The sequence below is a fragment of the Solidesulfovibrio sp. genome (genome assembly GCF_029978005.1).
In the GTDB taxonomy this organism is placed as follows: Bacteria; Desulfobacterota; Desulfovibrionia; order Desulfovibrionales; family Desulfovibrionaceae; genus Solidesulfovibrio.
In genome coordinates this window covers 85,495-112,008 of the sequence record NZ_JARKOZ010000046.1, presented here as the reverse complement: position 1 = coordinate 112,008, position 26,514 = coordinate 85,495, and the positions used below count along the sequence as shown (strand labels likewise).

At 70.3% G+C, this 26,514-nt stretch carries 26 protein-coding genes; 17 read left to right on the top strand and 9 right to left on the bottom strand.

Going from position 1 to position 26,514, the window contains the following annotated elements:
• The first annotated feature begins 13 nt into the window (after positions 1-13).
• The 9 genes from asnB (at position 14) to Q1K70_RS05250 (ending at position 11,129) form a co-directional block, all read left to right on the top strand.
• Entirely contained in the window at positions 14-1,873 is a 1,860-nt protein-coding gene (asnB, locus tag Q1K70_RS05290; RefSeq protein ID WP_300156608.1) for an asparagine synthase (glutamine-hydrolyzing), read from the top strand.
• Between the two features lie 20 nt (positions 1,874-1,893).
• Complete coding sequence (locus tag Q1K70_RS05285) at positions 1,894-3,000, top strand: hypothetical protein (RefSeq protein WP_300156606.1); 1,107 nt, start codon at positions 1,894-1,896, stop codon at positions 2,998-3,000.
• 19 nt (positions 3,001-3,019) lie between these two features.
• Positions 3,020-4,135, top strand: a complete 1,116-nt coding sequence (wecB, locus tag Q1K70_RS05280) for a UDP-N-acetylglucosamine 2-epimerase (non-hydrolyzing) (RefSeq protein ID WP_300156604.1) — start codon at positions 3,020-3,022, stop codon at positions 4,133-4,135.
• Positions 4,132-4,632, top strand: a complete 501-nt coding sequence (locus Q1K70_RS05275) for a DapH/DapD/GlmU-related protein (protein ID WP_300156602.1) — start codon at positions 4,132-4,134, stop codon at positions 4,630-4,632. The genes wecB and Q1K70_RS05275 overlap by 4 nt, the downstream gene beginning before the upstream one ends.
• Positions 4,622-5,527, top strand: coding sequence for a polysaccharide deacetylase family protein (locus tag Q1K70_RS05270; RefSeq protein ID WP_300156600.1), 906 nt, complete (start codon positions 4,622-4,624; stop codon positions 5,525-5,527). The genes Q1K70_RS05275 and Q1K70_RS05270 overlap by 11 nt, the downstream gene beginning before the upstream one ends.
• Positions 5,518-6,543 (top strand): GNAT family N-acetyltransferase, encoded by a 1,026-nt coding sequence (locus tag Q1K70_RS05265; RefSeq protein WP_300156598.1) that lies wholly within the window; start codon positions 5,518-5,520, stop codon positions 6,541-6,543. Before Q1K70_RS05270 ends, Q1K70_RS05265 begins: the two co-directional genes overlap by 10 nt.
• Positions 6,540-7,958: a hypothetical protein gene (locus Q1K70_RS05260; RefSeq protein WP_300156596.1), complete on the top strand. Its 1,419-nt coding sequence runs from the start codon at positions 6,540-6,542 to the stop codon at positions 7,956-7,958. Before Q1K70_RS05265 ends, Q1K70_RS05260 begins: the two co-directional genes overlap by 4 nt.
• Before the next feature lie 328 nt (positions 7,959-8,286).
• Complete coding sequence (locus Q1K70_RS05255) at positions 8,287-9,459, top strand: DegT/DnrJ/EryC1/StrS family aminotransferase (protein ID WP_300156595.1); 1,173 nt, start codon at positions 8,287-8,289, stop codon at positions 9,457-9,459.
• A 74-nt stretch (positions 9,460-9,533) separates the two neighbouring features.
• Positions 9,534-11,129, top strand: coding sequence for a Gfo/Idh/MocA family oxidoreductase (locus Q1K70_RS05250; protein WP_300156593.1), 1,596 nt, complete (start codon positions 9,534-9,536; stop codon positions 11,127-11,129).
• Between the two features lie 165 nt (positions 11,130-11,294).
• On the opposite strand, the gene Q1K70_RS05245 is transcribed toward Q1K70_RS05250, so the two are convergent.
• From Q1K70_RS05245 to Q1K70_RS05220, 6 genes are all read right to left on the bottom strand, one after another.
• Positions 11,295-13,532: an ATP-binding protein gene (locus Q1K70_RS05245; RefSeq protein WP_300156591.1), complete on the bottom strand. Its 2,238-nt coding sequence runs from the start codon at positions 13,530-13,532 to the stop codon at positions 11,295-11,297.
• Between the two features lie 91 nt (positions 13,533-13,623).
• On the bottom strand, positions 13,624-14,130 hold the full coding sequence (locus tag Q1K70_RS05240; RefSeq protein ID WP_300156589.1) for a cytochrome P460 family protein: 507 nt from the start codon (positions 14,128-14,130) through the stop codon (positions 13,624-13,626).
• A 373-nt stretch (positions 14,131-14,503) separates the two neighbouring features.
• Positions 14,504-15,283, bottom strand: coding sequence for a substrate-binding domain-containing protein (locus Q1K70_RS05235; RefSeq protein WP_300156587.1), 780 nt, complete (start codon positions 15,281-15,283; stop codon positions 14,504-14,506).
• A 159-nt stretch (positions 15,284-15,442) separates the two neighbouring features.
• On the bottom strand, positions 15,443-16,213 hold the full coding sequence (locus tag Q1K70_RS05230; RefSeq protein WP_300156585.1) for an anti-sigma factor: 771 nt from the start codon (positions 16,211-16,213) through the stop codon (positions 15,443-15,445).
• Positions 16,214-16,231: 18 nt separating this feature from the next.
• A complete protein-coding gene (locus Q1K70_RS05225) occupies positions 16,232-16,741 on the bottom strand; it encodes a sigma-70 family RNA polymerase sigma factor (protein WP_300156583.1) in 510 nt (169 codons plus the stop codon).
• Between the two features lie 90 nt (positions 16,742-16,831).
• Positions 16,832-17,692: a DMT family transporter gene (locus Q1K70_RS05220; protein WP_300156581.1), complete on the bottom strand. Its 861-nt coding sequence runs from the start codon at positions 17,690-17,692 to the stop codon at positions 16,832-16,834.
• Positions 17,693-17,796: 104 nt separating this feature from the next.
• Here Q1K70_RS05220 and Q1K70_RS05215 point away from each other — a divergent pair, with 104 nt between their 5' ends.
• The gene (locus Q1K70_RS05215) at positions 17,797-19,197 is read left to right on the top strand and encodes a PLP-dependent aminotransferase family protein (RefSeq protein ID WP_300156579.1); all 1,401 of its coding nucleotides are present in this window, start codon (positions 17,797-17,799) and stop codon (positions 19,195-19,197) included.
• Between the two features lie 32 nt (positions 19,198-19,229).
• Here the strand turns inward: Q1K70_RS05215 and Q1K70_RS05210 are convergent, their stop codons facing one another.
• On the bottom strand, positions 19,230-19,877 hold the full coding sequence (locus Q1K70_RS05210) for a TetR/AcrR family transcriptional regulator (RefSeq protein ID WP_300156577.1): 648 nt from the start codon (positions 19,875-19,877) through the stop codon (positions 19,230-19,232).
• 148 nt (positions 19,878-20,025) lie between these two features.
• Here Q1K70_RS05210 and Q1K70_RS05205 point away from each other — a divergent pair, with 148 nt between their 5' ends.
• Together Q1K70_RS05205 and Q1K70_RS05200 are read left to right on the top strand one after the other, a co-directional pair.
• The gene (locus tag Q1K70_RS05205; protein ID WP_300156575.1) at positions 20,026-21,282 is read left to right on the top strand and encodes an NADH:flavin oxidoreductase/NADH oxidase family protein; all 1,257 of its coding nucleotides are present in this window, start codon (positions 20,026-20,028) and stop codon (positions 21,280-21,282) included.
• A 51-nt stretch (positions 21,283-21,333) separates the two neighbouring features.
• The gene (locus Q1K70_RS05200) at positions 21,334-22,242 is read left to right on the top strand and encodes an NAD-dependent epimerase/dehydratase family protein (protein WP_300156573.1); all 909 of its coding nucleotides are present in this window, start codon (positions 21,334-21,336) and stop codon (positions 22,240-22,242) included.
• A gap of 154 nt (positions 22,243-22,396) precedes the next feature.
• On the opposite strand, the gene Q1K70_RS05195 is transcribed toward Q1K70_RS05200, so the two are convergent.
• Together Q1K70_RS05195 and Q1K70_RS05190 are read right to left on the bottom strand one after the other, a co-directional pair.
• Entirely contained in the window at positions 22,397-23,461 is a 1,065-nt protein-coding gene (locus Q1K70_RS05195; RefSeq protein WP_300156571.1) for a glycosyltransferase, read from the bottom strand.
• 79 nt (positions 23,462-23,540) lie between these two features.
• Positions 23,541-23,897, bottom strand: coding sequence for a DsrE family protein (locus tag Q1K70_RS05190; protein ID WP_300156569.1), 357 nt, complete (start codon positions 23,895-23,897; stop codon positions 23,541-23,543).
• A gap of 133 nt (positions 23,898-24,030) precedes the next feature.
• Here Q1K70_RS05190 and Q1K70_RS05185 point away from each other — a divergent pair, with 133 nt between their 5' ends.
• The 5 genes from Q1K70_RS05185 to Q1K70_RS05165 all read left to right on the top strand — a co-directional run bounded on the left by Q1K70_RS05185 (position 24,031) and on the right by Q1K70_RS05165 (position 26,513).
• The gene (locus Q1K70_RS05185; protein ID WP_300156567.1) at positions 24,031-24,504 is read left to right on the top strand and encodes a MarR family winged helix-turn-helix transcriptional regulator; all 474 of its coding nucleotides are present in this window, start codon (positions 24,031-24,033) and stop codon (positions 24,502-24,504) included.
• A 68-nt stretch (positions 24,505-24,572) separates the two neighbouring features.
• Complete coding sequence (locus tag Q1K70_RS05180; protein WP_300156565.1) at positions 24,573-24,893, top strand: hypothetical protein; 321 nt, start codon at positions 24,573-24,575, stop codon at positions 24,891-24,893.
• A gap of 49 nt (positions 24,894-24,942) precedes the next feature.
• Positions 24,943-25,491, top strand: coding sequence for a DsrE/DsrF/DrsH-like family protein (locus Q1K70_RS05175; RefSeq protein WP_300156563.1), 549 nt, complete (start codon positions 24,943-24,945; stop codon positions 25,489-25,491).
• Between the two features lie 23 nt (positions 25,492-25,514).
• The gene (locus Q1K70_RS05170) at positions 25,515-25,754 is read left to right on the top strand and encodes a sulfurtransferase TusA family protein (RefSeq protein ID WP_300156561.1); all 240 of its coding nucleotides are present in this window, start codon (positions 25,515-25,517) and stop codon (positions 25,752-25,754) included.
• A gap of 51 nt (positions 25,755-25,805) precedes the next feature.
• Complete coding sequence (locus tag Q1K70_RS05165; protein ID WP_300156559.1) at positions 25,806-26,513, top strand: respiratory nitrate reductase subunit gamma; 708 nt, start codon at positions 25,806-25,808, stop codon at positions 26,511-26,513.
• Position 26,514 lies beyond the last annotated feature (1 nt).

The following is a 26,514-nucleotide window of genomic DNA, read 5'->3' as shown; positions in this document are numbered from 1 at the left end:
AAACGGGTGAACCATGTGCGGCATCTGCGGGGTCTTCGCCCCGGGCCGGATCCGTCCGGACCACGGCGCGCTCGTGCGCGCCCAAAACGACATCATGCGCCACCGCGGCCCGGACGCGGCCGGGGTCTTCGCCGACGCCCACTGCGTGCTGGGCCACCGCCGCCTGGCCATCATCGACCTCTCCGACGACGGCCGCCAGCCCTTCGCCTCGCCGGACGGCCGCTACCAGATGGTCTTCAACGGCGAGATCTTCAATTACATCGAACTGCGTGAGGAGCTCGCCGCCAAGGGCCGACGCTTCGCCACGAGAACCGACACCGAAGTGCTGCTCGCCGCCTACGAGGCCTGGGGCGCGGACTGCCTGCCGCGCCTCAACGGCATGTTCGCCTTCGCCCTCTACGACAGCCGCGACAGGACGCTCTTCCTGGCCCGGGACCGTTTCGGCGTCAAACCGCTCTATTACGTCCTGCAAGACGGCATCCTCCACTTCGCCTCGGAGATCCGCGCCCTGCTCGCCCTGCCGGGTCTGTCCCGCGAGGTCGACAGGCAAAGCCTGTTCGACTACCTGGCGTTCAACCGCACCGACATCCACGACGAGACGTTCCTGACCGCCGTGCGCCGGCTGCCCAAGGGCTGCCGGGCCTTATGCGACGCCGCCGGCGGCCTGTCCGTGCGGACCTGGTGGTCTCCGCTGCCTTTTCTCGAACATCCCGTCGAGGACACCGAGGCGGGCCACGCCCGGGCCGTGGCCGAGCTGGCCGCCGACGCGGCCAGGCTTCGCCTGCGAAGCGACGTGCCCGTGGGGTCGTCGCTCAGCGGCGGGCTGGACTCCTCCATCCTGGTGGGGCTTTTGCACGACGTCATCGGCGCGCCGAACCCCTACCACTGCTTCACCGCCGTCTATCCCGGCGACTCCGTGGACGAGGCCCGCTACGTGGACGCCCTGGCCGCGCGCTATCCTTTCGTCAGCCACCGCGTCACGCCCACGGCCGAGGAGGCCCTGGCCGACCTGCCGGCCTTTGTCCGGGCCGCCGACGAACCGACCACCAACCCGTCGTTTTACGCCCAGTACCGGGTCATGCGCCTGGCCAGGGAGACCGGGGTGGTGGTGGTGCTGGACGGCCAGGGCGCGGACGAGGTCTTCGCCGGGTACCAGTATTTCCACGGCTTCAACCTCTCCGGCCTGCTGCGCCGAGGCCGGATCGGGCAATTCGCCGGGGAGTTCGCCGCCGTCCTGGCCCGCCGCCAGCACGCCAGCGGCCTGGGGGCCCTGGCCTTCTCGCTCCTGCCCGAGGCCGGGCGCGCCCTGGCCCTGGGCCGGGCCCTGCCCTTCCTGGGCCGGGACTTCTTCGCCGCCGGCTACGGCGAAAGCCGCATCGCCCGGGAGTTCTTCCGGGCCCGCGACCTCAACCACAGCCTGGCCCTGCATTTCCAGTACAAGCTCGAACATTTGCTGCGCCTGGAGGACCGCAACTCCATGGCCTTCTCCCTGGAAGCCCGGGTGCCCTACCTGGACTACCGCCTGGTCGAACGGCTGCTGGCCACCCCGGCCGACCTCAAGATCCGGGGAGGCCAGACCAAATACCTCCAGCGCCTGGCGCTCGGCCGCCACACCGCGCCGGAGATCCTGGCCCGCACGGACAAGCTCGGCTTCGCCACGCCCGAGGCCCGCTGGATGGCCTCGCCAGCCTGGAAGCGCCGCACGGAGGCGGCCATGGCGCGCCTCGCCGCCGCCTGGCCCGACGTCCTGCGCTTTCCCCGCGGCTACCGACCCACGGCCCAGCAGGCCTGGAAATGGTGCCAGTTGGCCGAATGGCTCGACGCCGTGTCCGAAACGCCGACGGGCGGGGACATTCCCGGCGGGACGGCCTGAAAATCCTCGCGAGGTCCGTCATGCGCCCGCTCTTCTTTCTGGCCCATCCGGCCCACTACCACCTTCTGCGCCGGGTCATCGAATCCTTCCGCCGGGACGGAGCCCAGGTCACGGTGGTCATCGTCAAAAAAGACGTGCTGGAGACCCTGGTGGCGGGCGAGGACTGGGACGTGGTCAACCTGGCCCCGGAGGGGCGGCGCATGGAGGGCGTGCCCTTCGCCCTGGCCGGACCGTTGCTGCTTTGGCGCACGGAAAAGCGGCTTTTCCCCCTGCTGCGAAAGCTCAGGCCCGACGTGCTGGTCGGCACGGAGCTGACCCTGGCCCACCTGGGCCGGCTGCTCGGCATCCCGTCGCTGCTTTTAAACGAGGACGACACCCCGGCCACGCCGGAGAACTACCTCTTCTACCCCTTCGCCACGGCCCTGGTCCTGCCGCGATGCTGCGACCGCGGCCGCTGGGCCTCCCGGCGCGTCTCCTATCCGGGCTACCACGAACTGGCCTACCTGCACCCCGACCATTTCAGTCCGGACGCCGCCGTGGCCCGGGAGCTCTCCCCGGACGGGCGGCCCTACTTCCTGTTGCGCCTGGTTTCGCTCACGGCCAGCCACGACGTGGGCAAGCGCGGCATCGACAACGCCCTGGCCGGGGAGCTGTGCGACTATCTCGGGGCGCGCGGCCGGGTGTACGTCACCTCCGAGCGGCCCCTGCCGCCCCGGTTCGAACCCCTGCGCATCCGCCTCGACCCGGCGCGCATCCACCACGCCCTGGCCGGGGCCGCCCTCGTGGTCGGCGACAGCCAGACCATGGCCGCCGAGGCCATGGTCCTCGGCACGCCCTCGGTGCGCATCAACGACTTCGTGGGCCGTCTGAGCTATCTGCGCGAACTGGAGGACGACTTCCGCCTGGGCGCGGGGCTGCGGCCCGACCAGGCCGGCCGGCTCCTTGACACGGTGCGGGCATTGGTGGAACAACCCGACGCGACGACGGCCATGGCCGCGCGCCGCCGGGACATGCTCGCCGTCCGCATCGATCCCACGCCCCTTTTTCGCGATCTCGTGACCCTGGCCGCCGCGCGCCGGCCCCTGGAAGCCCTGCGCCGGGCCGCTGCCGCGTACGCCCCGGCCTGACCCCCGAGCATCCATCGCCATGATCCACCGCGTGCACCTCGTCGTCGGCGCCAGGCCCAACTTCATGAAGGCCGCACCGCTGTTTCGGGAACTGCGCCGCCGCCCCTGGTGCCGGCCCGCCCTGGTCCACACCGGCCAGCACTACGACTACGCCCTGTCCCAGGCTTTTTTCGAGGACCTCGGCATGCCCGCGCCCGACCATTCCCTGGGCGTGGGCTCGGCCAGCCACGCCGTGCAGACCGCCGCCGTCATGTCCGGCTACGACGCCGTCCTCGGCCGCGACCGCCCGTCCATGGTCGTGGTGGTCGGCGACGTCAATTCCACCCTGGCCTGCGCCCTGACCGCCGTGAAGGAGGGCGTGCCCGTGGCCCACCTGGAGGCCGGCCTGCGCAGCCGCGACCGGTCCATGCCCGAGGAAATCAACCGCCTCGTCACCGACGCCGTGGCCGACCGCCTCTGGACGCCCTCTCCGGACGCCGACGAGAACCTCCTGGGCGAAGGCGTGCCCCGGGAGCGCATCGTGCGCGTGGGCAACATCATGATGGACTGCTTCGAGATGCTGCGCCCGCGCATCGAGGCCGGGGACGGCCCGGCCGCCTTGGGGCTCGCCCCGGGAGGCTTCGCCGTGGCCACCCTGCACCGGCCCTCCAACGTGGACACGCCGCAGGCCCTGGCCGCCGTGGCCGAGGCCCTGTCGCGCCTTTCCGCGCGCCTGCCCGTGGTCTTTCCGGTCCACCCGCGCACCCGGGAGCGGCTGTCGCGCTTCGGGCTGGCCCAAGCCCTCGAGAGCCTGCCCGGCCTGCGCTGCGTCGAGCCCATGGGCTACGTGGACTTCATGGGGCTCGTCACCCGCGCCGCCCTGGTGGTCACGGACTCGGGCGGCCTGCAGGAAGAGACGACCTACCTCGGCATTCCCTGCCTCACCGTGCGCGAGAACACCGAACGGCCCGTCACCGTGACCCAGGGCACCAACCGGCTGTGCCGGCCCGGGGACATCGACGCCCTGGCCGGGGAGATCCTGGCCGGGGGCGCGCCCGAGGGGCATCGGCCCGAGCTTTGGGACGGCCGCGCGGCCGGCCGCGTGGCCGACGACCTCGACCGCTTTTTGCACGCCTCCCAAGGAGCGCGCCCATGACCGGCGACAAGGCTCCGGCCGTCTCCAGGCCGCAAAAGGTCCTGCGTTCGCTGTTGCGCTTCGCCGCCGCCCACTGCCCCGTGGCCGGGCTGCGCCTGGCGCTGCTGCGGGCCTCGGGCATCCGCATCGGGGCGCGGGCCTACGTCAACCTCGGCTTCGTGGCCGTGGACGGCTTCCGGCCGGGGCTGGTCAGCATCGGCGAGGAGGCCTCCCTGGCCCCGGGCGTGGCCCTGGTGGCCGAGGCCAGCCCCAACGCATCGTTTCTCGCCCGGGAGTACGACGTGGCGAGGCGCGGCCCGGTCGTCATCGGGCCCGGAGCCTGGCTCGGGGTCAACGCCGTGGTGCTGCCGGGCGTGACCGTGGGACGGGGGGCCGTGATCGGGGCCGGGGCCGTGGTCACCCGCGACGTGCCGGATTTCGCCATCGCCGCCGGCGTGCCGGCGCGCGTCATCGGCGACGTGCGCGAGCGCCCCAGGGGAGGCCGCCGTGACGCGTAAGCCCGCCCTGGCCGTCACCGTGGACATGGACGAGTGGTACCACTGCCGCTGGGCCACGGGCTCGCCCCGGTCCCGCTGGAAGGACACGGCCGCCTTTTTCCGCGACCGTTACGGTTCCGACCGCCCGGCCGGGGAGATCCGGGAGCCCATGGCCCGGGTGCTGGCCCTTTTCGCCCGCCGGGGCGTGCGGGCCACCTTCTTCATCCTGGGCGAGATGGCCGAGGCCTATCCGGACCTGGTGCGGGACGTGGTCGCGGCCGGCCACGAGGTGGCCAGCCACGGCATGCATCACGAGGACCTGCCGGCGCGGCCCCGGTTCACCGACGACCTGCGCCGGGCCAAGGCCGTGCTGGAAGACGCCTCGGGCCGGGAGGTGACGGGCTACCGTGCGCCCAACCTCATCATCGAGCCCTGGGTCCTGGACGCGCTCCACGAGTTGGGATTTTCCTACGACGCCTCGGTGTGCCCGTCGCGGGCGCTTTTCGGCAAGTTCAAGGGCCTGGCCGACGCGCCGCAAACACCCTACCGCCCGGCCGCCCACGACCTGGCCAGGCGCGGCGGCCACCCGGTGGTGGAACTGCCCATCCCGTCCTTTCCGGTGGTGCGGCTTCCGGCCGCCACGGGCATCATGACCCGCGTGGCCGGCGGCTGGTGGTGCCGGGCCGGGCTTTCCCGAGCCCTGGCCCAGGGCGCGGCCACCTACTATTTCCACCCCTACGAGATCGCGCCCCGGCCGCACTTCCCCAACATGCCGCTCAAGGTGCGCCTGTTTTTGCGCCGCACCGGCCCCTGGCTCGAACGCACCCTGGACCGGATGCTCGGATCCCTCGACGTCCGATTCGTCACCGCCCGGGAGCTGGCGGCCGAGACGGCGGAGAAGCACCCGTGCGCGTGAGCCTGGCCGGCGAGGCCGACCGCGCCGCCTGGGACGCCTTCGTGGCCCTGCGCCCGGAAACGCTCTTCTACCACCGCTTCGCCTGGCGCGACGCCGTGGTCGCGGCCTACGGCGAGCGGCCGCACTATCTCATGGCCCGCGACGAGACGGGCGACGTCCGGGGCGTGCTGCCCCTTTTCCTCGTGCGGGGCCTGGCCGGCAAGGCGCGCCTGCTCTCCGTGCCCCACGCCCAGGCCGCGGGCCTGGCCGCCGACGATTCCGAGGCGGCGGCGGCCCTGACGGCGGAAGCGGAAAACATTGCCCGAAAGCTCGCCGGCGGGCGCATGACCTGGCGCGAGCCCGCGGCCGCCGCCCCGGACCCGGACTGGCCCGGGCTTTCCACCTACCGCCTGCCGCTTCCCGGCGCGGCCGAGACGCTGTGGAAATCCCTGCGCCCGGAGATCCGCAACCGCACGCGCAAGGCCGAGAAATCGGGCGTGGCCGTGGCCGAGGGCCGCGAGCTTTTGCCGGACTTCTGCCGGGTCTACGAGCGCCACATGCGCGAGCTCGGCACCCCGCCCCATCCTTCGGCCTTTTTCGCCGCCCTCGTCGCCGCCGAGCCCCGGCGCGTGACCGTGAGCCTGGCCACCCTCGACGGCGAGCCCGTGGCCGGCATGATCCGCGTGGCCCACGGCGACGCGGACACGGCCGTGTGGGTGAGTTCCCTGGCCTCGGCCCATGCGGTGAGCCCCGTCAACCTGCTCTACTGGCGGGCGCTCGAGGCGGCCGTGGCCCGCGGCGCGGCCACCTTCGACTTCGGCCGGGGCCGCCCCGGCGCGGGGCCCACGGTCTTCAAGACCCGGTTCGGGGCCGTGCCCCATGCCCTGACAAGGCGCGACTGGCCCGAGCGCCCCGACGACCCGGCCGGCGACGCCGACGCCGCCCCGGCCATGGAGGCCGTCTCCCGGCTCTGGCGCCGGCTGCCCCTCGGCGCGGCCACCTTCCTCGGCCGCCGGCTCAGGCGGTTTCTGCCGTGACCGCGCCCGCTTCCCGGCGCGACACCCTGGCGGCCACGCTCGTGGTCCTGGCCGCCTCCGTCCTTTTGACCCTCGTCTCCGAGCGCATCTTCGCCGGCGATGGCCTGGGCTTCGACGGCCGCACCTACGGCGCGGTCATCACGCGCCTGGACGAGGTGCGAAGCGGCGCGGTCTCCATCGGCACGGCCGTGTACCTGCGCATGCTGCCCGCCCTGGCGGTGCGCGGCGCCATGTCCGCCGCCGGCGTGGCGCTTACGATCCCCAACGTGATCGTCGCCTTCCAGGTCGTGAACATCCTCATGCTGACCCTGGCGGCCTATGCCGTCTGCCGCTGCGCCGATCTGGCCGGGCTGTCCCGCCGGGGAAAGTGGCTGGCCTGCCTGGGCGTTTTTTGCAACTACGCCGTGCTCAAGCACAATTTCTACTACCCGGTGCTGCTCGATACCGCCTCCCTCGGCTTTGCGGCGCTTTTCGCCTGGCTGTACCTGGCCGGCCGGACCTGGCTTCTGCTCGGCGCGGGCCTGGCCGGCTTCTTCGTGGGCCCCAACGTGGGGCTCCTCGCCTTTCTGCTTTTCGTGCCCCCGCCCGACCGGGCGCACGGCGCGCCCGCCACGCTCCCCCTGTCCCTGGCCGGGGGCCTGACCGCGCTGGCCGTGGGCGCGGCCTGGCTGACCCTGGCCATGACCGTCTCGCCGCCCTTGCCGGCCACGCCCGTCGCCCTGGCCTTCCTCGCCGGCGGCGTCTACTGCCTGGCCCGGGCGGCCGGCTTTTCCCCCCGCGCCCTGACACGGCCGGCGCTGCTGGTCCGGCTGGGTCTGGCCGCCGGGCTGGTCGCGCTCCTCACCGCGCTGCCCCGGCTCGTGCCGGGCCTGGCCGCCTACGACTGGGTGGCGCTTTTCTTCGAGTACGCCCGCACCGTGGTCGTCAACAGCACGATGCGCCCTGGGGAATTCCTGGTGGCCCACACCCTGTATTTCGGGCCCTTCTTCCTGTGCGCCGCCTGCCTGTTCGCCCCGGCCTGCCGGGCGGCGCGGGGGTTCGGGCCGGGCTGGCTGGCCGTGCTGGCCTTCGGCCTGCTGCAAAGCCTCAACCCCCTGTCGCGCCAGATGATCGGCCTCCTGCCTTTTCTGGTGTTGCCGACCTGCCTGGTCCTCGACCGGCTGCCCCTTCCCGCCTGGTTCCCCTGGGCGCTTGCCGGCCTGTCGCTGGCCGTGTCCAAGGTGTGGCGCTTCATCAACGCCGGCGCGGACCTGTCCCGCCCCATGGAGAGTCAGCCCGAGGTCTGGGGCCGCTATCTCGAAAGCACCGGAGCCTGGATGCTCGACGCTGACTATCGCCGCCAAGGCGTGGCCGTGCTTGTCCTTTTCGTGCTCACGGTCGCCTTCCTCGTCCTTGTGCGTCGCAAGCAGGCCTGAGACGCCACTTGACACGGACCGGGGATCGCAGGAAAGAAGCGGCAGCGCTCCGCGCCAAACGTGATCGCCTTTGGTATCGCATGGATATTGCTTCGCGCTTCGTCGCGCCGGCGGCCCGTGTCGCAGTCGCGATGCATGCCGCCCCCATGGCCCTTGCCCCGACTTTCTTTCCTGCCGGCCCTTCGCGCCCCGGCGGGCGCGGCCCCTGCGCCGCCCCGCCCGCGCCTTGCATGGTCCGGCCCGAATCGGCACGAACCGCCGCCGGCCCCGCGGCCTGACCACGCCAACTCGTTGCCGCGCCGCAAAAAGGCGCGCCCAGGGAACCCCCATGCCCATCCCCTTCATCGACCTCAAGGCCCAGTTCGCCGTCCTCGAACCCGAGATCCGCGCCCGCATGGACGCCGTGCTGGCCCACGGCAAATTCATCATGGGCCCGGAAGTGGCCGAGCTGGAGACGGCCCTGGCCGCCTTCGCCGGCACGCGCCACGCCGTGTCCTGCGCCTCGGGCACCGACGCCCTGCTCATGCCCCTGCTGGCCTGGGGCGTGGGCCCGGGCGACGTGGTCTTCACCACCCCCTTCACCTTCATCGCCACGGCCGAGGTCATCGCCCTGCTCGGCGCGACCCCGGTCTTCGTGGACATCGACCCGCGCACCTACAACATCGACCCGGCCCGGCTGACCCAAGCCATACACGCCGTGAGGGCCCAGGACCCCACCCTGCACCCCCTCCCCGTGGCGGCCATGGCCTACAAGCTGCGGCCCAAGGCCGTCATTCCGGTGGACCTCTTCGGCCTGCCGGCGGACTACGACGCCATCGCGGCCGTGGCGCGGGAGCACGGACTGGTCGTGCTCGAGGACGCGGCCCAGGGCTTCGGCGGCGTGTACAAGGGCAAAAAGGCCGGCGCCCTGGGCACGGCCGGGGCCACCAGCTTCTTCCCGGCCAAGCCGCTCGGCTGCTTCGGCGACGGCGGTGCGGTGCTCACCGACGACGACGAACTGGCCGAGACGCTGCGCTCCATCCGCGTCCACGGCAAGGGCGGGCACAAGTACGACAACGTGCGGGTGGGCCTCAACTGCCGCCTGGACACGCTGCAGGCGGCCATCCTCCTGGCCAAGCTGCCGGCCTTTCCGGGCGAGCTCGACGCCCGCGACGCCGCGGCCGCGCGCTACGCCGCCGGCCTGACCGGCCTGCCGGGCCTGACCCTGCCCGTCGTGCCCGAGGGCTGCCGCTGCGCCTGGGCTCAGTACACCCTGCGCCTTTCGCGTCGCGACGCCGTGGCCGCCGCCCTGCGCGAGGCCGGCGTGCCGAGCATGGTCTACTATCCCAAGCCCCTGCACACCCAGACCGCCTTCGCCGGCCTCGGCCACGCGCCCGGGGACTTCCCGGAGAGCCTGGCCGCCAGCGAGCAGGTCTTGAGCCTCCCCATGCACCCCTACCTGACCGCCGACGTCCAGGACGGGATCGTCGCCGCCGTCAAAACGGCCGTGCGGCATTCATGAAAAATACGTAACTATTTTTCATAAAACATGTTTCTATCCTGTTTTCGAGATCAGGCACGAGAAGGAACCCCGCCATGACGGACATCACGGAAAAGCCGGCCAACCCCCTGGGCGTGGCCGTGGTCGGAGCCGGGTACTGGGGCAAGAACCTGGTGCGCAACTTCCACAACCTGGGGGCTCTGCGCCACATCTGCGACCCGAGCCGCCCGCTCCTCGACGGCTACGCCGCCACCCTGCCCGACGTGCCGCGCACCACGGAACTGGCCGTCGTGCTGGCCGATCCGTCCGTCGCCGGCCTGGCCGTGGCCACGCCGGCCGAGACCCACTACGCCATCGCCAAGGCGGCGCTTTCCGCCGGCAAGCACGTGCTGGTGGAAAAGCCCATGACCCTGGTGGAGGCCGAGGCGCGCGAGCTCATCGCCCTGGCCGAGAGCCGGGGGCTCACCCTCATGGTCGGCCACCTGCTCCAGTACCACCCCCATTTCCTGGCGCTCAAGGAGATGGCCGCCGCCGGGGAGCTCGGCCGCATCGACTACATCTACTCCCACCGCCTGAACCTCGGCAAAATCCGGCGCGAGGAGAACATCCTCTGGTCCTTCGCCCCCCACGACATCTCCATGATCCTGACCCTGGCCGGCGGCGAGCCGAGCGCCGTGCAGACCACCGGCGGCTACTACCTGCACCACGCCATCGCCGACGTGACCACCACGCACATGGACTTCGCCTCGGGCATGAAGGCCCACATCTTCGTGTCCTGGCTGCACCCGTTCAAGGAGCAGAAGCTGGTGGTGGTCGGCGAGCGCAAGATGGCCGTGTTCGACGACACCCTGCCCTGGGCCGACAAGCTCCAGCTCTACCCCCACGCCATCCGCTGGGAGAATCAGATGCCCGTGCCGGTCAAGGCCGAGGCCCAGCGCGTGGACATCCCCCAAGGGGAGCCCTTGCGTCTGGAGTGCCAGCACTTTCTGGACTGCATGGCCTCTGGCCGGCCGGCCCGCACTGACGGCCACGAGGGCCTGCGGGTGCTGCGCGTGCTCAACGCCAGCCAGAAGTCCCTGGAAAACGGCTCCCTCCCCGTGCCCCTGACCGAGGATGCGCCGGCCGGGAACGCGCCGGACCACTTCGTGCACCCCACCGCCCTGGTGGACGCCGGCGCGAGCGTGGGCGCGGGCACGAAGATCTGGCACTTCAGCCACGTGCTCAAGGGGTCGAAGGTCGGCCGCAAATGCAACGTGGGCCAAAACGTGGTGGTCGGGCCGGATGTGAGCGTGGGCGACGGCTGCAAGATCCAGAACAACGTGTCGGTCTATCAGGGCGTGACCCTGGAGGACGACGTCTTTTGCGGCCCGTCCATAGTCTTCACCAACATCTTCAATCCCCGGGCCCATATCCCGCGCATGCACGAGGTGCGTCAGACGCTCGTGCGCAAGGGCGCGACGCTCGGGGCCAACTGCACCATCGTCTGCGGCCACGTGATCGGGCGCTACGCCTTCGTCGGCGCGGGCTCGGTAGTCACCCGCGACGTGCCGGACCATGCGCTGGTGGTCGGCAACCCGGCCCGGCGCATCGGCTGGATGTGCGCCTGCGGCGAGAAGCTGGGCGCCTCCCTGCGCTGCCCGGCCTGCGACGCCGCCTACGTGGAGGGCGAGGAAGGGCTGCGCCCGGCCTGACCTCCGCCCGCCATCCGCGCAAACGGCGAGGGGCTTCCCGCAGGGCGGCCCCTCGGCCCCGACGGTCCCCGCGGCAGGGGCCGCGTTCCCCCGTTCCGCAGCCGCCGCGCCTGGCGGGATCATCGTCTCCGGCCGGACGCGCCGCGCGGCATTGTCTGTCCGTCCCTACGGAACTTCGGGCAGCGGCAGGCGAAGACGCAAGGTCGTGTGGCCAGATTCCGACGCATCGAGCAGCAGGTCCCCTCCCATGGTCCTGGCCATGAGCCTGGCGGAGTACATGCCGAGCCCGGTTCCGCCCTGTTTCCCGCCGGTGACGTATTTCTGGAAGACCTTGTCGCGAATCGCGGCCGGGACTTCGCCCCCATTGCGCAAGGCGACGTAGAAATCCTGTCTCCGGCTCAGGTTGACGTGCAGCGTGCCGCCGGCGGGCATGGCCTCCAGGGCGTTTTTGACCAGATTGGCGAGCAGGGCGTAGCTCAATATCTCTTCCGCCAGGGCGAAACCCTGCGTCGTTTCGTCGACGGGCCGGCCCTCGAACGCCACGCTCACGGACAGGCCCTTGGAACGGATCAGGCCGGTCTGGTCGCCGAGCACCCGACGCAGCACTTCGAGCATGTCCACCGGTCGCGGCGACAGGGCGTACGTCCCCTGCTCCATGCGAAAAAGGGCCAGGGAAAGGTTGATCATGTCGAGCATGCCGACGCCGGCCTCGCGGATCATCTTGAGGTATTCCCGCTGCTCGTCCGTGAGGTTGGGGTCTTCCAGCATCAATTGCGGCAGCGTGACGATGCCGTTGAGGGGGGACTTCAGGTCGTGGCGGGCGATGCGGTCCATGTCCTCGTGCAGTTCCTCCAAGAGGACCTGGTCCGTGACGTCCTGCACGATGCCCGAAAGGGCGGGGGGGCCTTGCGCCACGTCCCGCTTGCCCATGACGCGCAGCCAGCGGCGTCCCTGGCCTCGGTCCGCGAGCTGCAGGTTCAGGTCGAAGGCTTCGCCGTCGCGCCAGGCTTTCTCCATGGCGTCTTCGAGGAGCCGTTGGTCCGAGGGCGCGAACAGCATGCCCACGACGCGCGCATCCGGGGTCGGGCCCTCGGGCAGGCGCAGCAGCCGGAAGATTTCCGCCGTCCACTGCCGCGACGTGCCCTCCCTGTTGCGTGTCCAGCCGCCGATCCTGCCGATGCGTTGCGTCTGCAGCAGCAACTGCTGGTTGTTGAGCAGCGCGGCCGTGCGTTCCCGGACCTTTTCCTCCAGGGACGCGCGCACGGCGGACAAGGCCTGGTTCTTGGAGAGCAGCGCGGCCACGAGGGTGCCCAGGGACTGCGACAGGGCGGCCAGTTCCGCCGGGCTGTCGAGCAGGGGGATGCGCACGCCCAGATCGCCCCGGCGGATCGCCTCGGCCGCCCGGCCGATGGAGGCCAGCGGGCGCGTCAGCCGCCCGGAGGCGGCAAGCCCGTGCAGCACGGCCAGCAGGCCGATGGCCCCGCCGACGAAAAGCGCCCTGACGAGCAGGGCCTGGGCCGGGGCGAAGGCCACGGCGGTCTTCTGCCGGGCGAGCACGGTCCAGCCCAGCCCGGGATAGTCGCGGTAGCCGCCTTCCGGGGCGAAGCCGGTGACGTATTCGCCGTCGGGCCAGCGCAGCACGGCGTTTCCCGCCGCGTTGCGCCGGCCCGGAGAGAGGACGTCGAGGCGGGGCCACTGCCCGGGGCGGGAGCCCGCGGGCACGAGCAGCGGCTCGCCCGCGCCGCTGTAGACGAACAGCTCGATGTCGCGTCCGCGCTTCAGGTCGCGAAAAAGCGACTCCTCGACCTCCCTGGCCCATTCCCAGGTGAGGTGCGAGCACAGCACGCCGACCAGGCGGCCGTCTTCGGACAGCAGGGGGGCGGCCACGTCGACGAAGCGGAGGTTGCCGTCCGCCGGGGCCGGAAGGCAGCCGGCCAGGAGCGCCCCGCCGTGCACGTCGCCCACGAAAGGCCCCTTGCGCCCGGGCTGGAACCAGGGGCGCCCGGAAATGTCCTGCCCTTCCAGGACGCCTCCGGTGGCCGCGACCACCCGCCCCTCGGGCGAGACCACGGCGATCCAGGCATGGATGGGGAGCGTCGCCTTGGCATCCTCCAGCGCGGCCCGTTTGCGCGCCGTCGACACGGCCGGGTCCCGCAGCACGGAACGGCGCGCCAGCAGCACGATCTCCCGCTGCCGTTCGAACATGCCCCGGTCGAATTTGTCGGCCATCTGGAAGGCGAGGTCTTCCAGGTTGTCGCCCGTCGTGCGCTCCAGTTCGCTGCGGGAAAGAAGGCCGATGACGGTCGCCCCCAAAAGCGAGAACACCACGCCGAGCGACGCCAGCACGACGAGCAGGGAACCACGGAAGGACAGGGGCCTGGAAAAGATGCGCCGATGCTTCATGGAAACGGCTCCGCCTGGGCCGGCCGCCGGCCCAGGCGCTTGGTGTTCGCGTCGCCGCGCCGGCCGGCGACACCGGGGAGGCCCGGCCCGGTCAGGGCATGGGGGCCGGAACGCTAAAGACCCAGTCCCTGTCGCGCACGGGGGCGTGGCAGCGGATGCATTCGCCCTCGACCCCGGCGTCCTGGCCGTAGGGCCGGCGCTCCTTGCCGAGCCAGCGCGCCCAGCCCCAGCCCGAGCCGTTGGCCGCGAACCGCTTGCTGTCCTTGTACATGAATTCGGCATGTACCAGCGCATCCGGGGCGATGGCGTCCGGCCAGCCCTCCTCGGGCTTCTCCTTCCAGACCACCTTGGCCAGGATGGCCCCGTCCGGCCAGGGGTTTATCCGCCCGCCGCGCGCGGCCTTGACGGCGACGTCGTTGCCGAGGATGACGCGCATGCTCTTGTTGTCCAGACGGTGCGAGATGGAAATCACCGCCCAGTTCTCGAAGCCCGGCGGCATCTTCAGGCCGTTCGGCGACGGGGCGGCCAGGTCCGCGGCCCAGGCCGCCGCCGCAAATGCCAAAACAAATCCCAGGGCCAGCACGCAGTGACGTCTCATGTTGCCTCCTTGCAAATAAAAATGCTCTGCAAGGATATACGCTTCCCGGAAAACAATATTCCAATATACATGCACTATGGCGAAAAAATCCTATCTTGCTACATTGGACCTGCCCACCATGAGCACCTTGCTGGCGGTCACGCATTTCACTGTGACGCAAGGCGTCGTTTCGCCCGCCTGTTGCTGTGGCTTCCGCCGAGCGCCGCAGGGCAGGGGGCCCTTCCCAGGCCGTCCCCCTGCCCTGCCTCGCCTGCGCGCGGATCTTCCCGCGCCTGTCCCGCCCGCCGGGCCCGGACCGTCCTCGTCGCGGCGGCCCCTTGCCCGGGAGGTCGACGCGGGAAGGCCCGCGCCCGCCGCCGCGAGGACGGCGGGTTCAGCGGGGCGCGTCGGTCAGCCAGCCCCACTTGGCGAAGATGGCCGCGCCTTCCTTGGACTGCAGAAAGGCGACGAACTCCCTGGCCAGGGGCTTTTCCTTGCCCTGCCTGGTCAGGGCGACGCCGCAGTCCCGGTAGATGGTGTAGTCCTTTTCCGTGGGCACCAGCGAGGCCAGGTCCTTGTTGGCCACCTGCCAGATGTTCCAGATGAGCCAGGCGTCGATGTCCGTCCTTTCGGTCCAGAGGCTTTTCGCCTCGGCGCTGTTGGCGGCGAAGGCGACGATGTTGCCGCGCAGGGCCTTGACGCTGCGGATGTCGCCCTTGCGGCCGGCCACATCCTCCCACAGGCCGTTTTGCCCGGCTCCCTGCACGACGAGGACCTTGAGCCCCGGCTTGAAGAGGTCGGTAACGCCCTTTATCCCCCTGGGGTTGCCCGGCCTGACGAGGATGGCCGAAGGGCGCAGGTAGAGCGGGGTGATGCTGGCCTCGTCGATGCGGCCGTCCATGGCCTTGACGAAATCGGTCATCATGTTTTCCGCGCCGCTGAAGATGAGGTCCGCGTCCCCCTTGGCCTTGTCCAGCCATTTGCCGGTAGGGCCGGCCGTCACTTCAAGATGGGCGCCGCGAGCCTGGCCGAAGGCGGCCGCGGCTTCGCGCATGGCCGGATACGGCCCGCCCGGGCCGTAGAGATAGAGCGTTTCCTGGGCGAAGGCCGCCGTCGCGCCGAAGGCCATGGCGGCGACGAGCGCGCCGAAAATCGCTGTCCGGATCTTCTTCATGGTGTTCTCCCGAGGTTGTTGCGTTCCTGTTCGGCCAGGGCCGCCCGGCCCGGGGACGTTCCCAGACGGGGCGGCCGTGGAGCCGAAGACATCCCTTCACGGACATATACGACGAAGGGGTGGCCTTTATTCCCTGAGGAGCGGGATTTATCGCGTCGTCTAGGACGTGAACCGGGCGCGGATGAGGTTGGCGATGGAGCGCAGCTCCGGCTCGGGAAAGCCGCCGGCCAGGGCGAAGCCTGCCGCCGCGTCCCGCCAGTAGACCGTGGCGCCGGCGGCCGTGCTTTCGTGGCGCATCCTGGTCGGATCGCCGGCCGGCAGGTCGTTGCGCACGTAGAGCACGATGCGCCGGCCCTGGCCGTTTTCGTACATGAGCATGCCGGCCGGCCGGCCGTCGCCCACCATGAGCCGGCCGCCCACCAGCCTGAAGCCGGCCTGGCTCAGCTCCGGGACCGGGAAATCCATGTTCATGCGGTTGGAGAGCCAGGCCGTCAGACGGTCCGACTCCGCCATGTCCACGGGATGGATCACGTCCGGGGCGAACACCTGGTAGGCCGCCGCGGCGTGACGGGCCAACGCCTGCATCTCCGGCACGTCGCCCCGCAGATAGCCGCGCGACAGCCAGCCGCCGGCCCCGCCGAGGAGCAGGCCGGCGAAGGCGGCCGCCATGGCCATCCGCAGCCACGCGCGGCGACGGGCCGGCAGGAGAGCCGGCCGCGGCGACGGCGTATCCCCGGCTTCAGGCAGGCCCGGATCCAAGGCGGCGCGCAGGGCCGCGTTTATGGCTTGATAGTCCCGTACCTGGGCCGCCGCCAGCGGATCGGCCAGCAGACGGGCCTCGACCTCGGGGACGCGCTCCCGGGGCAGTTGCCCGTCGACGTAGGCATGCAGTTCTTCGATGGTCACGGCACGGTGTCGGTCGGCGCTCATGGCTTCCGTCCTCCCTGGTCACTTCGCCCGCTGAGGCAGGGGCACGACCTTGGTCAGTCCCAGCAGCCGGCGCAATTGCTCCCGCCCGCGGTGCAGGCGGGACATCAAGGTGCCGACGGGGATGCCCAACATCTCGGCCGCGTCCTTGTAGCTCATTTCCTCGACGCCAACGAGCAGGACGGCCAGGCGCTGGTCTTCCGGCAGCTCCCGCGCCGCCTCCAGCACGCGCTTCGCGTCGAACCGCGACTCCTGGTCGCCAGCCGTGGCCGCGGCCATGGTCTCGTGCAGCGGCACGGACGCGGGCTCGCCGGCGCGCTGGCGGATCGCGCTGACATGGAGGTTGTGCATGATGGCCAGCAGCCAGGGGCGCAAGCGCCGGTCCCGCTGCCATTGGTGGAAGCGGCGAAGCGCCCGCTCCAGGCAGCTTTGCACCAGATCCTCGGCCGTCTGCGGGTCGCGGGCCAGCGCCCGCGCATACCGGCGCAGATGCGGGATTTCCGCCATGAGCAGCGAAATGTCCTTGTCCATCCCATCCCCGTGACGCAAAGGTGGTTCACTCGACATACGCCTTCCGAACCCTTTTATTCCAGGCTGTCCCCAAAAAAGATTCTGCCCGGGTCAGGCGGCGAACTTCCGCGCCCCGGCCACGCAGGCCACGACGCCGAGCGCGACCATGAGCATCGCCGGGCTCACCGCCTCATCGAGCAGCAGGGCCGCCAGGACGAGGCCGAGAAAGGGCTGGAGCAGTTGCAACTGCCCCACGGCCGCGATGCCGCCAAGGGCCAGGCCGCGATACCAGAACACGAAGCCGAGCAACATGCTGCCAAGGGACACGTAGGCCAGCCCGGCCCAGGCCGCCGCGTCCACGGCCGCGAAGGACCCCGGCATGGCCCACACGGCCAGGGGAAGGGTGACGGGCAGGGAGAGCGCCAGGACCCAGGAGATGACCTGCCAGCCGCCGAGCCGGCGGGAGAGCCGGCCGCCTTCCGCGTAGCCCAGGCCGCAGACGAGGACGGCGGCGAACATGAGGAGGTCGCCCGGGAGCGACGCTTCGCCCTGGCCGGCGGCGTAGGCCGCGACCAGGACGCCGCCGAGGACCGAGAAGGCCCAGAAGGCCGGACCAGGGCGCTCGCCGCCGCGCCACGCGCCGCAAACGGCCGTGACCAGGGGCAGGAGGCCGATGAAAACCAGCGAATGGGCGGCGGAGACATGGCGCAAGGCAAGAGCCGACAGCAGCGGAAACCCGATGACCACGCCCCCGGCCACCACGGCAAGCGGCGGCAGGTCCCGCCTGTCGGGACGCCGCTGCCGCAGCAGGACCAGGAGCGCCAGGGCCAGGAGCCCGGCGACGGCCGCCCGGGCCGCGGTGAGGAAAAAGGGCTCGAAGCCCATGACCGCCGCCCGCGTGGCCGGCAGCGAGCCGGAAAAAATCACCATGCCGATGCATCCGTTGACCCAGCCGATGGTCGTCCTGTCCATGCGCGCCCCGCTTTTTCCCGTTTCCTTCGGGCAAGGGGCGTTGACCTTCCAGGGACAATCCAACACAATCCGGCAAAACTGTTCTGGTCGTTGGAGCATAACGGATGGGAAAGGACCCGGAAGACAGGCGCGTCGGCACGCGGATCGAACGCGTCATGGCCGCGATCCGCGACCGGATCGCGGCGCGGGCGCTGCTTCCCGGAGTGCGGCTGCCCTCGGTGCGCGCCCAGGCGAAGGCCATGGGGCTTTCCGTATCCACCGTGGTGGAGGCCTACGAACGGCTGGCGGCCCAGGGCGTGGTCCAGTCGCGCCCCGGTTCGGGCTTTTACGTGTCCGGCCCGCTCGCGCCCCTGGCCCTGGCCGCCATGGGGCCGCGACTCGACCGGGAGGTCGATCCGCTGTGGATCTCGCGCCAGGCCCTGGAGGCCGGCGATAACGTGCTCAAGCCGGGCTGCGGCTGGCTTCCCGCCTCATGGATGCCCGAAGCGACAATGCGCCGGGCCTTGCGCGCCCTGGCCCGGGCCGAGGCCGCCGCCCTCGCGGACTACGCCCCGCCACAAGGCCTGCCCGCCCTGCGCCAGGTCCTTTCCCGGCGGCTGGCCGCCAGCGGCGTCGAAGCCGGGCCGGACCGCATCCTGCTGACCGAATCCGCCACCCATGCCCTGGACCTCATCTGCCGTTTCCTGCTCGAGCCCGGGGACACGGTGCTGGTGGACGACCCCTGCTATTTCAACTTCCACGCCCTGCTCAAGGCCCACCGGGTCACGGTCGCCGGGGTACCCTGCACGCCGGACGGGCCGGACGTCGCGGCCTTCGAGGCCGCCCTGCGGACGCACGAGCCCCGGCTGTACGTCACCAACGCCGCGATCCAAAACCCCACCGGCGCGGTGCTCTCGCCCGTGACGGCGCACAGGCTCCTGACGCTCGCCGACCGCGCGGACCTGGTGATCGTGGAGGACGACGCGTTCGCCGATTTCGAGGACGCGCCCGCGCCGAGGCTGGCCGCCTTCGACGGGCTCTCGCGGGTCATCCATGTGGGCGGCTTTTCCAAGACGCTCTCGGCCGCCGTGCGTTGCGGCTTCATCGCCGGGCGGCCCGAGTGGATCGAGGCCCTCACGGACCTCAAGATCGCGACGAATTTCGGCGGCGGCCGGCTGTCCGCCGACCTCCTGCTGGCGGCGCTGACCGACGGCGGCTATCGCAGGCACATGGAAACAGTGCGGGCGCGGCTCGCCGTGGCCATGGCACGCGTGGTAGCCCGGCTCGAACCTCTGGAGGTGCGGCCCTGGCTCGTGCCCCGGGCCGGCATGTTCGTCTGGTGCCGATTGCCCGACGGCCTGGATGCCGCCGCCGTGGCCCGGACCTGCCTGCGGGACGGCGTGATCCTCGCCCCGGGGAACGCCTTCAGTCCGTCGCGCACGGCGAGCGGCTTCATGCGCTTCAACGTCGCCCAATCCACGGACGACAGGATTTTCGAGGCGCTGCGCCGCGCCATGAACGCCTAGGGAACACCTTCGCACGCCGGGGTTCGCCCCTTTCACAGCCGCCCGGCGCGCAGCAGCAGCAGCATGTGGCCCGCGGCCTCCCGGGCCCGTCCGGCGATGGCCTCGTCCCACGCCTCGCCCAGCCCCAGCACGGCCTCGTCGAATATCCGGGCCTTGAGCAGCCCGGCGAAGACTTGCGCCGCGCCGTGCCTGTCGCGCACCACCCAACCCTCGCGTGGCGACCACAGCTCCAGATAGCCCGCGAACACGGCGTCGCGGCCGCCGGTCGTCTCCTCGTGGTAGCGCCGGCCGAGCTCGGGAAACCGGGGGGCGTCCCGGATGACCACGCGATAAAGCGCCAACTGCCGGGGCGACAGGACATGGCGCAGATACGCCTCCCCGGCCCGGGGCAGGGCCTCGGCCGGCGGCTCGCCGTACCAGGCCGGCGGCTCCCGCTGCGCCTCCTGGCCGGGCGTCCTGCCGCAGGCCGCCTGCATGACGGCGCTGAATAGCTCGTCCTTGCTCTCGAAATGCCGGTAGAGCGTCTTGATGGATACCCCCGCCGCGGCGGCGATCCTGTTGACGGACGCCTCCGCATACCCGGCTTCCAGAAACGCCTCCAGGGCGGCCGCGACGATCACGGCACGCTTTCGCGCCAGAAGCGCCGCTTTCGGATGTTCCGCCGACCACGTCTTCGCCATTCCCGTCCCCTTTCCGCTTGACAAACCATACGACAGCGATCACTGTCGCTCAAACGACAGCAAGCGCTGTCGAACGAACCGAACATAGCGCCTCGGCCGCCGTCCCGCAACGTTTTCCGGGAATCAAGGCCGGGCAAAGGAGAGGTCCATGGCCCATCCCCTCAGCCAGCCCCTCACGCTGCCCTGCGGCGTCACCCTGGCCAACCGCCTGTGCAAGGCGGCCACGAGCGAAGGCCTGGCCGACGCGGACAACCACGCCACGCCACAACTGGAAACACTCTACCGACGCTGGGCGACGTCGAGCGTCGGGCTGCTTTTTTCCGGCAACATCCAGGTCGACCCCGACCACCTGGAGCGGCCGGGCAACATCGTCGTCCACGACGACGGCGGCCAGGAGCGCCTGGCCGGACTGGCCGCCGCCGGCCGCTCCGGCGGGGCGCACTTCTGGGCCCAGCTCAGCCATACCGGTCGGCAGGTCGACGCCGCCATCAATCCCGCCCCGCTGGCCCCGTCGGTAGTGGAACTCGACGTGCTCCGGGGCACGGGCCTGCGCTTTGCCCCGCCCCGGGCCATGACCGGGGAGGAGATCGAGCGCGCCATCCGGCAGTTCGCCTTTGCCGCCGGCAAGGTCCGCGAGGCGGGATTCACCGGCGTCACGCTCCATGCCGCCCACGGCTACCTGATTTCGCAATTTTTAAGCCCTTTGACCAACCGGCGCGAGGACGCATGGGGCGGCGGGCTGGAAAGCCGGGCCCGCTTCCTGCTGGCAGTCCTGGCCGCCGTACGCGAGGCGGTGGGGCCCGGCTTTCCCATCGGCCTCAAGCTCAACTCCTCCGATTTCCAGCGCGGCGGCTTCACCAACGCCGAGTGCGCCGCCCTGGTCGCCATGCTCGGAGGCAAGGGGCTGGTGGATCTGCTGGAACTCTCCGGCGGCTCCCTGGAACGCCCGAAAATGATGGGCCTTTCCCTCGGAGAGGATGGCGAGGACGGCCGCCGCCAGAGCACGATGGCCCGGGAGGCCTATTTCGTTAACTTCGCCAAGGACGTGCGCCGGGCGGCCGCCATGCCCGTCATGGTTGTCGGCGGCTTCCGGTCCGCGTCGGCCATGGCCGAGGCCCTCGAGGAAGAAGCTCTCGACATGGTGGGCGTGGGCCGGCCCATGATCGCGGACCCCGATGGGCCGGGGCGTCTGCTCGCAGGCGAAATCGATCACCTGCCGAGCTTCGAGAAGCGGTTCGACATCCTCCAGTTCATGTCCTGGAACAACATGCAGCTCGAACGCCTCGGGCAAGGCCTCGACCCGGACCTCTCCCTGTCCGGGGAGGCGGCGACGACGGCGTTCGCCGCCCTCGAAGCGGGGAACATGACCAGGCTTTTGGAGAACCGGTCCCGCCGCGCCGGCTGACGGCGCAGGCGCAAAAGATCGAAAAACGCGACGACGGCACGGAGGCGCAACATGAAGATATTTCTCACCGGAGCGACGGGGTACATCGGCGGCTCCCTTGCGGAAAGGCTGCTGGCCTTGGGACACGAGGTGACGGGACTGGTCAGGGACGAAAGGAAGCTGCCGCTGCTGCGACGGCGCGGCGTCATCCCCCTGCCCGGCACGCTGGACGACCCCGAGGCGCTGGGAAAGGCCGCCCGGGCGGCCGACGCCGTGATCCACGCCGCCAGCGCCGACCATCCGGGGGCCGTGCTGACGCTCGTCGCCGCCCTCCAGCGCAGCGGAAAGCTCCTGATCCACACCAGCGGCTCGGCCATCGTCGCGGACCACGCCGACGGGGAATACGCCGCTTCCGTCCCCCTAAGCGAGGACGGCTTCTTCGAGCCCGTTTCCTTCCGCCGGCCCCGGGTGGACATGAACCGGTACGTGCGCCAAGCGGCCATCGAAAAAGGCATCCGGACCGTGGTCGTCTGTCCGTCCATGATCTACGGTACGGGGCGGGGCCTGCAGCCCGACAGCGACCAGTTGCCCAAGCTGACGGCCCTGGCCCGGCAAATCGGCGCGGGCGTCTATTTCGGCCAGGGCCTAAACCGCTACTCCAACGTGCATATCGACGACCTCGTGGACCTTTATCTCCTGGCCATGGAGAAAGCGCCGGGCGGCTCCTTCTTCTTCGCGGAAAACGGGCACAACTCCTTCCGGGAAATCGCCGGGATGCTCAGCGAACACCTGGGATTTGGCGGCAGGACCGTCAGCCTTCCGGTGGCGGAGGCCATCCGGATGCACGGCGAGGCGGCCCGCCTGGGCGTGGCCTCGAACAGCCTCGTCCAGGCCGCCAACGCCCGCCGGCTCGGCTGGACGCCGCAGGGGCCATCCCTGGCCGCCTGGCTCCAAAGCCTCCCCCGGTCTGATGTGGCATAGACCGCTTCACCGGTCCGCCAGAACCCGGAGTCGCTCCCTTCCCTGGAACGTGGCCGCTCAGGCAAGGAATAGGGGCGGACCCCAAGCCCCGCCGGCACGCGTTTTGGCGGACCGGATTGAACCATGGCCGCAAAACGCTATTCGGTACGGCTGGTCAGCCCATGAAATGGAAATCGCGCCGCCCGGCCGCTTCCTCGGCCAGAGCCCGGGGCAGGACGGCTTCGTCGAGCCGGCGCAGGCGCGCCTGGCCCACGATTTCGGCCACGTAGCGGAAGATTTCCGCCAGCGGCCCCGGCTCCGCTTCGGCCGCCGGCAGGGACAGGCCGCAATCCGCGACGATCGCGCGCACGATGGCCGGATAGGACGCGAAGGCCTCGGCCACGGCCGCCGCCGCGCCGTGCCCCCCGAACCGGCCCTCCCAGCGGGCGAACACGGCGGCGTAGGTGGCGATCTTGAGGTAGACCAAAAGCGGGCAGTCGCCCGTTTGCGCCACGGCCAGGGCCTCTTCCAGCTCCAGGGTCATGACCGAGAGCAGGGCCGAAGGCTCCTCCCGGGCGATGAGGCCGGCATAGCCGTCGGCAAGATAGAGCGCGTCGCGCCGCACGCACTGGGACCGGCCGATGCGGCGCGTCTGCAACACGGTCCCCCGGTCGTTGACGACCACGCGCAGCCCGCGTTCCCGCACCTTGCGGCACAGGTGCCAGTCCTCGTGGGTGGCCCGACCGTAGTCGCCAAGGCCGCCCACGGCGTCGTAGACTTCCTTGCGCGTGAGCCAGATGCCGCCCCGGGCGAAGCCCTCGTCGCGCCCCTGGCCGAGCCTGGCCAGGGAGGCGCAGTGCAGGGCGGCGGACAGGCTGTCGCCGTGGTTTTTCTCCACGATGCGCGCGCCGACGATGCCGACGTCCGGCTCCCGGACGCGCTCCAGGGCGCTGTAGAGCCACAGCGCGTCCCAGGCGATGTCGCTGTCCACGGACAGGATCAACGGCCCCGAGGCCAGGGCGAGCCCCGTGCGCTTGGCCAGGCCCGGCCCCTGGTTGGCCTCGTGGCGCGCCACGGCCAGGCGGCCTGAGAGGGGGCCGGGCGGCGCGGCGAAGGGTTCGGCCGAACCGTCGTCCACCACGACCACCTGGCCGACGACGGCCTGGAAGCGTTCCAGCCGGCGCAGCGTCTCCAGCACGAAGCTGTGGTCGTTGTAGGTGTAGGTGACGACCGAAAGCATGGATCCCTCCGGCGCGGCGGCCGCCGGCACGCCCCGGGCGGGCAGGCGGCCGCGACCGTCCACAACGGACCGCAATAATCTAGAACGAAAAGACCTTGGCCTCGACGGCGATGTCGATCATGACCGAGGCGGTGCTGATCTCGAAGTTCTGGGGCAGGTCGTCGCCGCCGATGAGCCGGGCCTCGGCGCAGGGCTTGCACACGAGAATCTTGACGCCCTTGGCCTGCAGCTCCCGGATCTGGTCGATCATGGCGTCGCCGGTGGGGATGCGCACCTTCTCGGCCATGCCGAGGTTGGCCCAGTAGACGGCGTCGTCGAGCAGGAAGACCGTGACCTCGTGGCCTTTGCCGGCCGCGACCTTGGCCAGGAACATGGCGCGCACCGCCCGCACCGGGGCTTCGGGACCGCAGGACAGGGTGAAGAGGAACTTGGCCATGGCCGCCTCCTTGATTCGAGGGTTGCAGAAAGGCGCGCTCCGGCGGCGCGCTCCCTTGGATACCAAAGCGGGGGTGGCGGGGAAAGGGGCCGCCCTGTTGACAAGCCTGGCCCGTCCGGATATATTTCATACCATGAACGAACATGGCGAAGCCAGGGAACTGACCCAGCAGGAGCGGCGGCACTTCAGCCAGATGCTGGACAAGCTCCACCAGTGCTGCTCGGACAGCCACGCCTCCCTGGCCGAGCAGTGCGGCATCCCCCAGGCCGAACTGCGCTGCCTGACGCTCTTCGGCCAGGAGCGCTACCTCACGGCCAAGGGCATCGCCGCGAGCCTGGGCATCGCCCGCAGCCGCGTGACCAAGCTCGTCAGCGGCCTGGCCGAAAAAAACCTCCTGGTCCGGGTGGCCGACCCGGCCGACTCCCGGGTGGTGCTGCTCGCCCTGACCCCGGCCGGCCAGAAGCTGCGCCAGGAGATCGCCGACAGGCAGCGCGCCCTGCGCGACGCGGTGCTCGCGGCCATCGCCCCGGACCGGCGGCACATGGTGCTGCAGTCCCTGGACCTGCTCAAGGCGGCCATGGAACGCGTGGGCGAGGCTTCGGCCTAGTCCTTTTTTTTGACAAAATATTTCACAGTATTCACTAATTACGTCAACAATATGGATTTCCTGGCAGCATGAACGGCAAAAACAGGCTTCATGACATTCACGATCCCTCGCCCGGCCGGATGCCGGGTCCGTCTGCCGGGCGTGTACGGATGCCGGCGTATCCGCCCGGGCCACCTGGACGCCGGGCGCGCACCCTGCCCTTGGGCGACAGGCCGGCACCCGAAAAACCGTCCGGCGCGTGTCGCGGGCGCAACGACAGCGTCGATGCCGGCCTTGCCGGCCAAGCCCGCCTGGCTGGCAAGGCTACGCCTGCGGCGGGAGATGCTTTTGGCCTATTTGTTTCATGGCAATATCAAAACAAGCATCATTTGAACATCAACTATTTGTGATTACAAATTTTCTAACTATTCACGCACATCTCTATCCACGGAGGTACCAATGGATGCCGGACTGACGGAACAGCTCGAGGAACTGCGGGCCAGGGTGGAGAGCCTGGAGCAGGGAGGACAGGAGAACAAGCTCTCCATGGTGGTCTTCTCCGGCGACCTCGACCGCGCCCTGGCCTCGTTCATCATCGCCACCGGCGCGGCGGCCATGGGCATGGAGGTCATGATGTTCTTCACCTTCTGGGGCACGCCGCTTCTGCGCGACCCCAAAAAATCCGCTCCCGGCAAGGACATGATGGGAACCATGTTCGGGGCCATGCTGCCCAAGGGCGCGCCGGCGGCCAAGCTGTCCAAGATGCACTTCGGCGGCCTGGGCACCAGGATGATGCAGGGGCTCATGGCCCAAAAAAACGTCGCCTCCCTGCCCCAGATGATCGACCTGGCCGCCGAGCTCGGCGTCAGGATCTGCATCTGCGACCTGTCCATGAGCCTTATGGGATTTACGCGCCAGGAGATGCTCGACTACCCGGACCTGCTCTACTGCGGCGTGGCCACCTTCCTGGAACAGGCCATGGGCAGCAAGGTGCAGCTTTTCATCTGACGATCAACCTCAAGGAGAACCGTATGAGCGCCATGGAATTCGCCAAGGAGATCGACCTGCGAAACCTCCCCTGCCCCATGCCCGTGGTCAAGATCAGCAAGGGCATCAAGGAGGTCGCCGTGGGCCAGGTCGTCAAGGCCGTCACCACCGATCCCGGGGCCCTGACCGATTTCCCGGCCTGGGCCAAGACCAGCGGGCATCAGATCCTCGAAACCGAGGAAGCCGGCGGCGAAGTCAGCTTCTTCATCAAACGCCTGAAGTAACGCCACCGGGGGCCGGGCCTGCCCCGGCCCCCCAGGGAGAGAACCGACGCCATGGCGACGCTGACCTATATCGTCCTCGTGCCCATGACCTACCTGGCCGTCGGCGTGTTCGCGGCAGGCACGCTCTGGCGGCTGGCCGGGCTGCTGCGCCGGCCCCGGCTGGGCCTGCCCCTGGCCGTGTACCCGACGCAAAAGCCCGGCTGGGCCTACGCCCTGGCCGACGCCTTGCTCCTGCCCACGGTGCTGCGCCACAACCCCGTGCTCTGGGTCGCCCTGGCCCTTTTCCACCTGGGCCTTCTCGCCCTCGTTCTCGGCCATCTCGAACTGGTGGCCGACATCCCGCCGCTCCAGGCCGTCCCCCACGCCATCTTCCTCGGCAAGGGCGCGGTGGGGCTCGCCATGCTCCTTTGCCTGCTCTATTTCTTCTCAAGGCGCCTGGTTTCCCCCACCAAGGACCTGTCCGTGCCCGAGGACTACCTGCTCCTGGCCCTTTTTTTCCTCACCGTGCTGTTCGGCTCCCAGATGGACTGGGCCAGGAACTGGTACGACTACTCCACCATGTCCGTGAACGACTACCGGGCCTACCTCTGGAGCCTGGTCACGCTGCGGCCCTCCATCGCCTCCGTGGACGGGACCGGGCATACCTTCATGCTGGTCGCCCACGTCTTGTGCGCCGACCTGCTGCTCATGGCCTTTCCCTTCACCAAGCTCATGCACGCCATCTTCACCTTCGCCCTCAACCGGATAAGGAGGGGCTAGC

Excerpts from the sequence above, each read along its gene's own strand:
- Q1K70_RS05205 (WP_300156575.1), top strand. The coding sequence starts at position 20,026 with ATGGCCCATCCCCTCAGCCAGCCCCTCACGCTGCCCTGCGGCGTCACC.
- Q1K70_RS05275 (WP_300156602.1), top strand. The coding sequence starts at position 4,132 with ATGACCGGCGACAAGGCTCCGGCCGTCTCCAGGCCGCAAAAGGTCCTG.
- Q1K70_RS05240 (WP_300156589.1), bottom strand. The coding sequence starts at position 14,130 with ATGAGACGTCACTGCGTGCTGGCCCTGGGATTTGTTTTGGCATTTGCG.
- Q1K70_RS05230 (WP_300156585.1), bottom strand. The coding sequence starts at position 16,213 with ATGAGCGCCGACCGACACCGTGCCGTGACCATCGAAGAACTGCATGCC.
- asnB (WP_300156608.1), top strand. The coding sequence starts at position 14 with ATGTGCGGCATCTGCGGGGTCTTCGCCCCGGGCCGGATCCGTCCGGAC.
- Q1K70_RS05190 (WP_300156569.1), bottom strand. The coding sequence starts at position 23,897 with ATGGCCAAGTTCCTCTTCACCCTGTCCTGCGGTCCCGAAGCCCCGGTG.
- wecB (WP_300156604.1), top strand. The coding sequence starts at position 3,020 with ATGATCCACCGCGTGCACCTCGTCGTCGGCGCCAGGCCCAACTTCATG.
- Q1K70_RS05225 (WP_300156583.1), bottom strand. The coding sequence starts at position 16,741 with ATGGACAAGGACATTTCGCTGCTCATGGCGGAAATCCCGCATCTGCGC.
- Q1K70_RS05250 (WP_300156593.1), top strand. The coding sequence starts at position 9,534 with ATGACGGACATCACGGAAAAGCCGGCCAACCCCCTGGGCGTGGCCGTG.
- Q1K70_RS05285 (WP_300156606.1), top strand. The coding sequence starts at position 1,894 with ATGCGCCCGCTCTTCTTTCTGGCCCATCCGGCCCACTACCACCTTCTG.
- Q1K70_RS05210 (WP_300156577.1), bottom strand. The coding sequence starts at position 19,877 with ATGGCGAAGACGTGGTCGGCGGAACATCCGAAAGCGGCGCTTCTGGCG.
- Q1K70_RS05170 (WP_300156561.1), top strand. The coding sequence starts at position 25,515 with ATGAGCGCCATGGAATTCGCCAAGGAGATCGACCTGCGAAACCTCCCC.
- Q1K70_RS05175 (WP_300156563.1), top strand. The coding sequence starts at position 24,943 with ATGGATGCCGGACTGACGGAACAGCTCGAGGAACTGCGGGCCAGGGTG.
- Q1K70_RS05165 (WP_300156559.1), top strand. The coding sequence starts at position 25,806 with ATGGCGACGCTGACCTATATCGTCCTCGTGCCCATGACCTACCTGGCC.
- Q1K70_RS05235 (WP_300156587.1), bottom strand. The coding sequence starts at position 15,283 with ATGAAGAAGATCCGGACAGCGATTTTCGGCGCGCTCGTCGCCGCCATG.
- Q1K70_RS05215 (WP_300156579.1), top strand. The coding sequence starts at position 17,797 with ATGGGAAAGGACCCGGAAGACAGGCGCGTCGGCACGCGGATCGAACGC.
- Q1K70_RS05185 (WP_300156567.1), top strand. The coding sequence starts at position 24,031 with ATGAACGAACATGGCGAAGCCAGGGAACTGACCCAGCAGGAGCGGCGG.
- Q1K70_RS05200 (WP_300156573.1), top strand. The coding sequence starts at position 21,334 with ATGAAGATATTTCTCACCGGAGCGACGGGGTACATCGGCGGCTCCCTT.
- Q1K70_RS05195 (WP_300156571.1), bottom strand. The coding sequence starts at position 23,461 with ATGCTTTCGGTCGTCACCTACACCTACAACGACCACAGCTTCGTGCTG.
- Q1K70_RS05220 (WP_300156581.1), bottom strand. The coding sequence starts at position 17,692 with ATGGACAGGACGACCATCGGCTGGGTCAACGGATGCATCGGCATGGTG.
- Q1K70_RS05255 (WP_300156595.1), top strand. The coding sequence starts at position 8,287 with ATGCCCATCCCCTTCATCGACCTCAAGGCCCAGTTCGCCGTCCTCGAA.
- Q1K70_RS05245 (WP_300156591.1), bottom strand. The coding sequence starts at position 13,532 with ATGAAGCATCGGCGCATCTTTTCCAGGCCCCTGTCCTTCCGTGGTTCC.
- Q1K70_RS05180 (WP_300156565.1), top strand. The coding sequence starts at position 24,573 with ATGAACGGCAAAAACAGGCTTCATGACATTCACGATCCCTCGCCCGGC.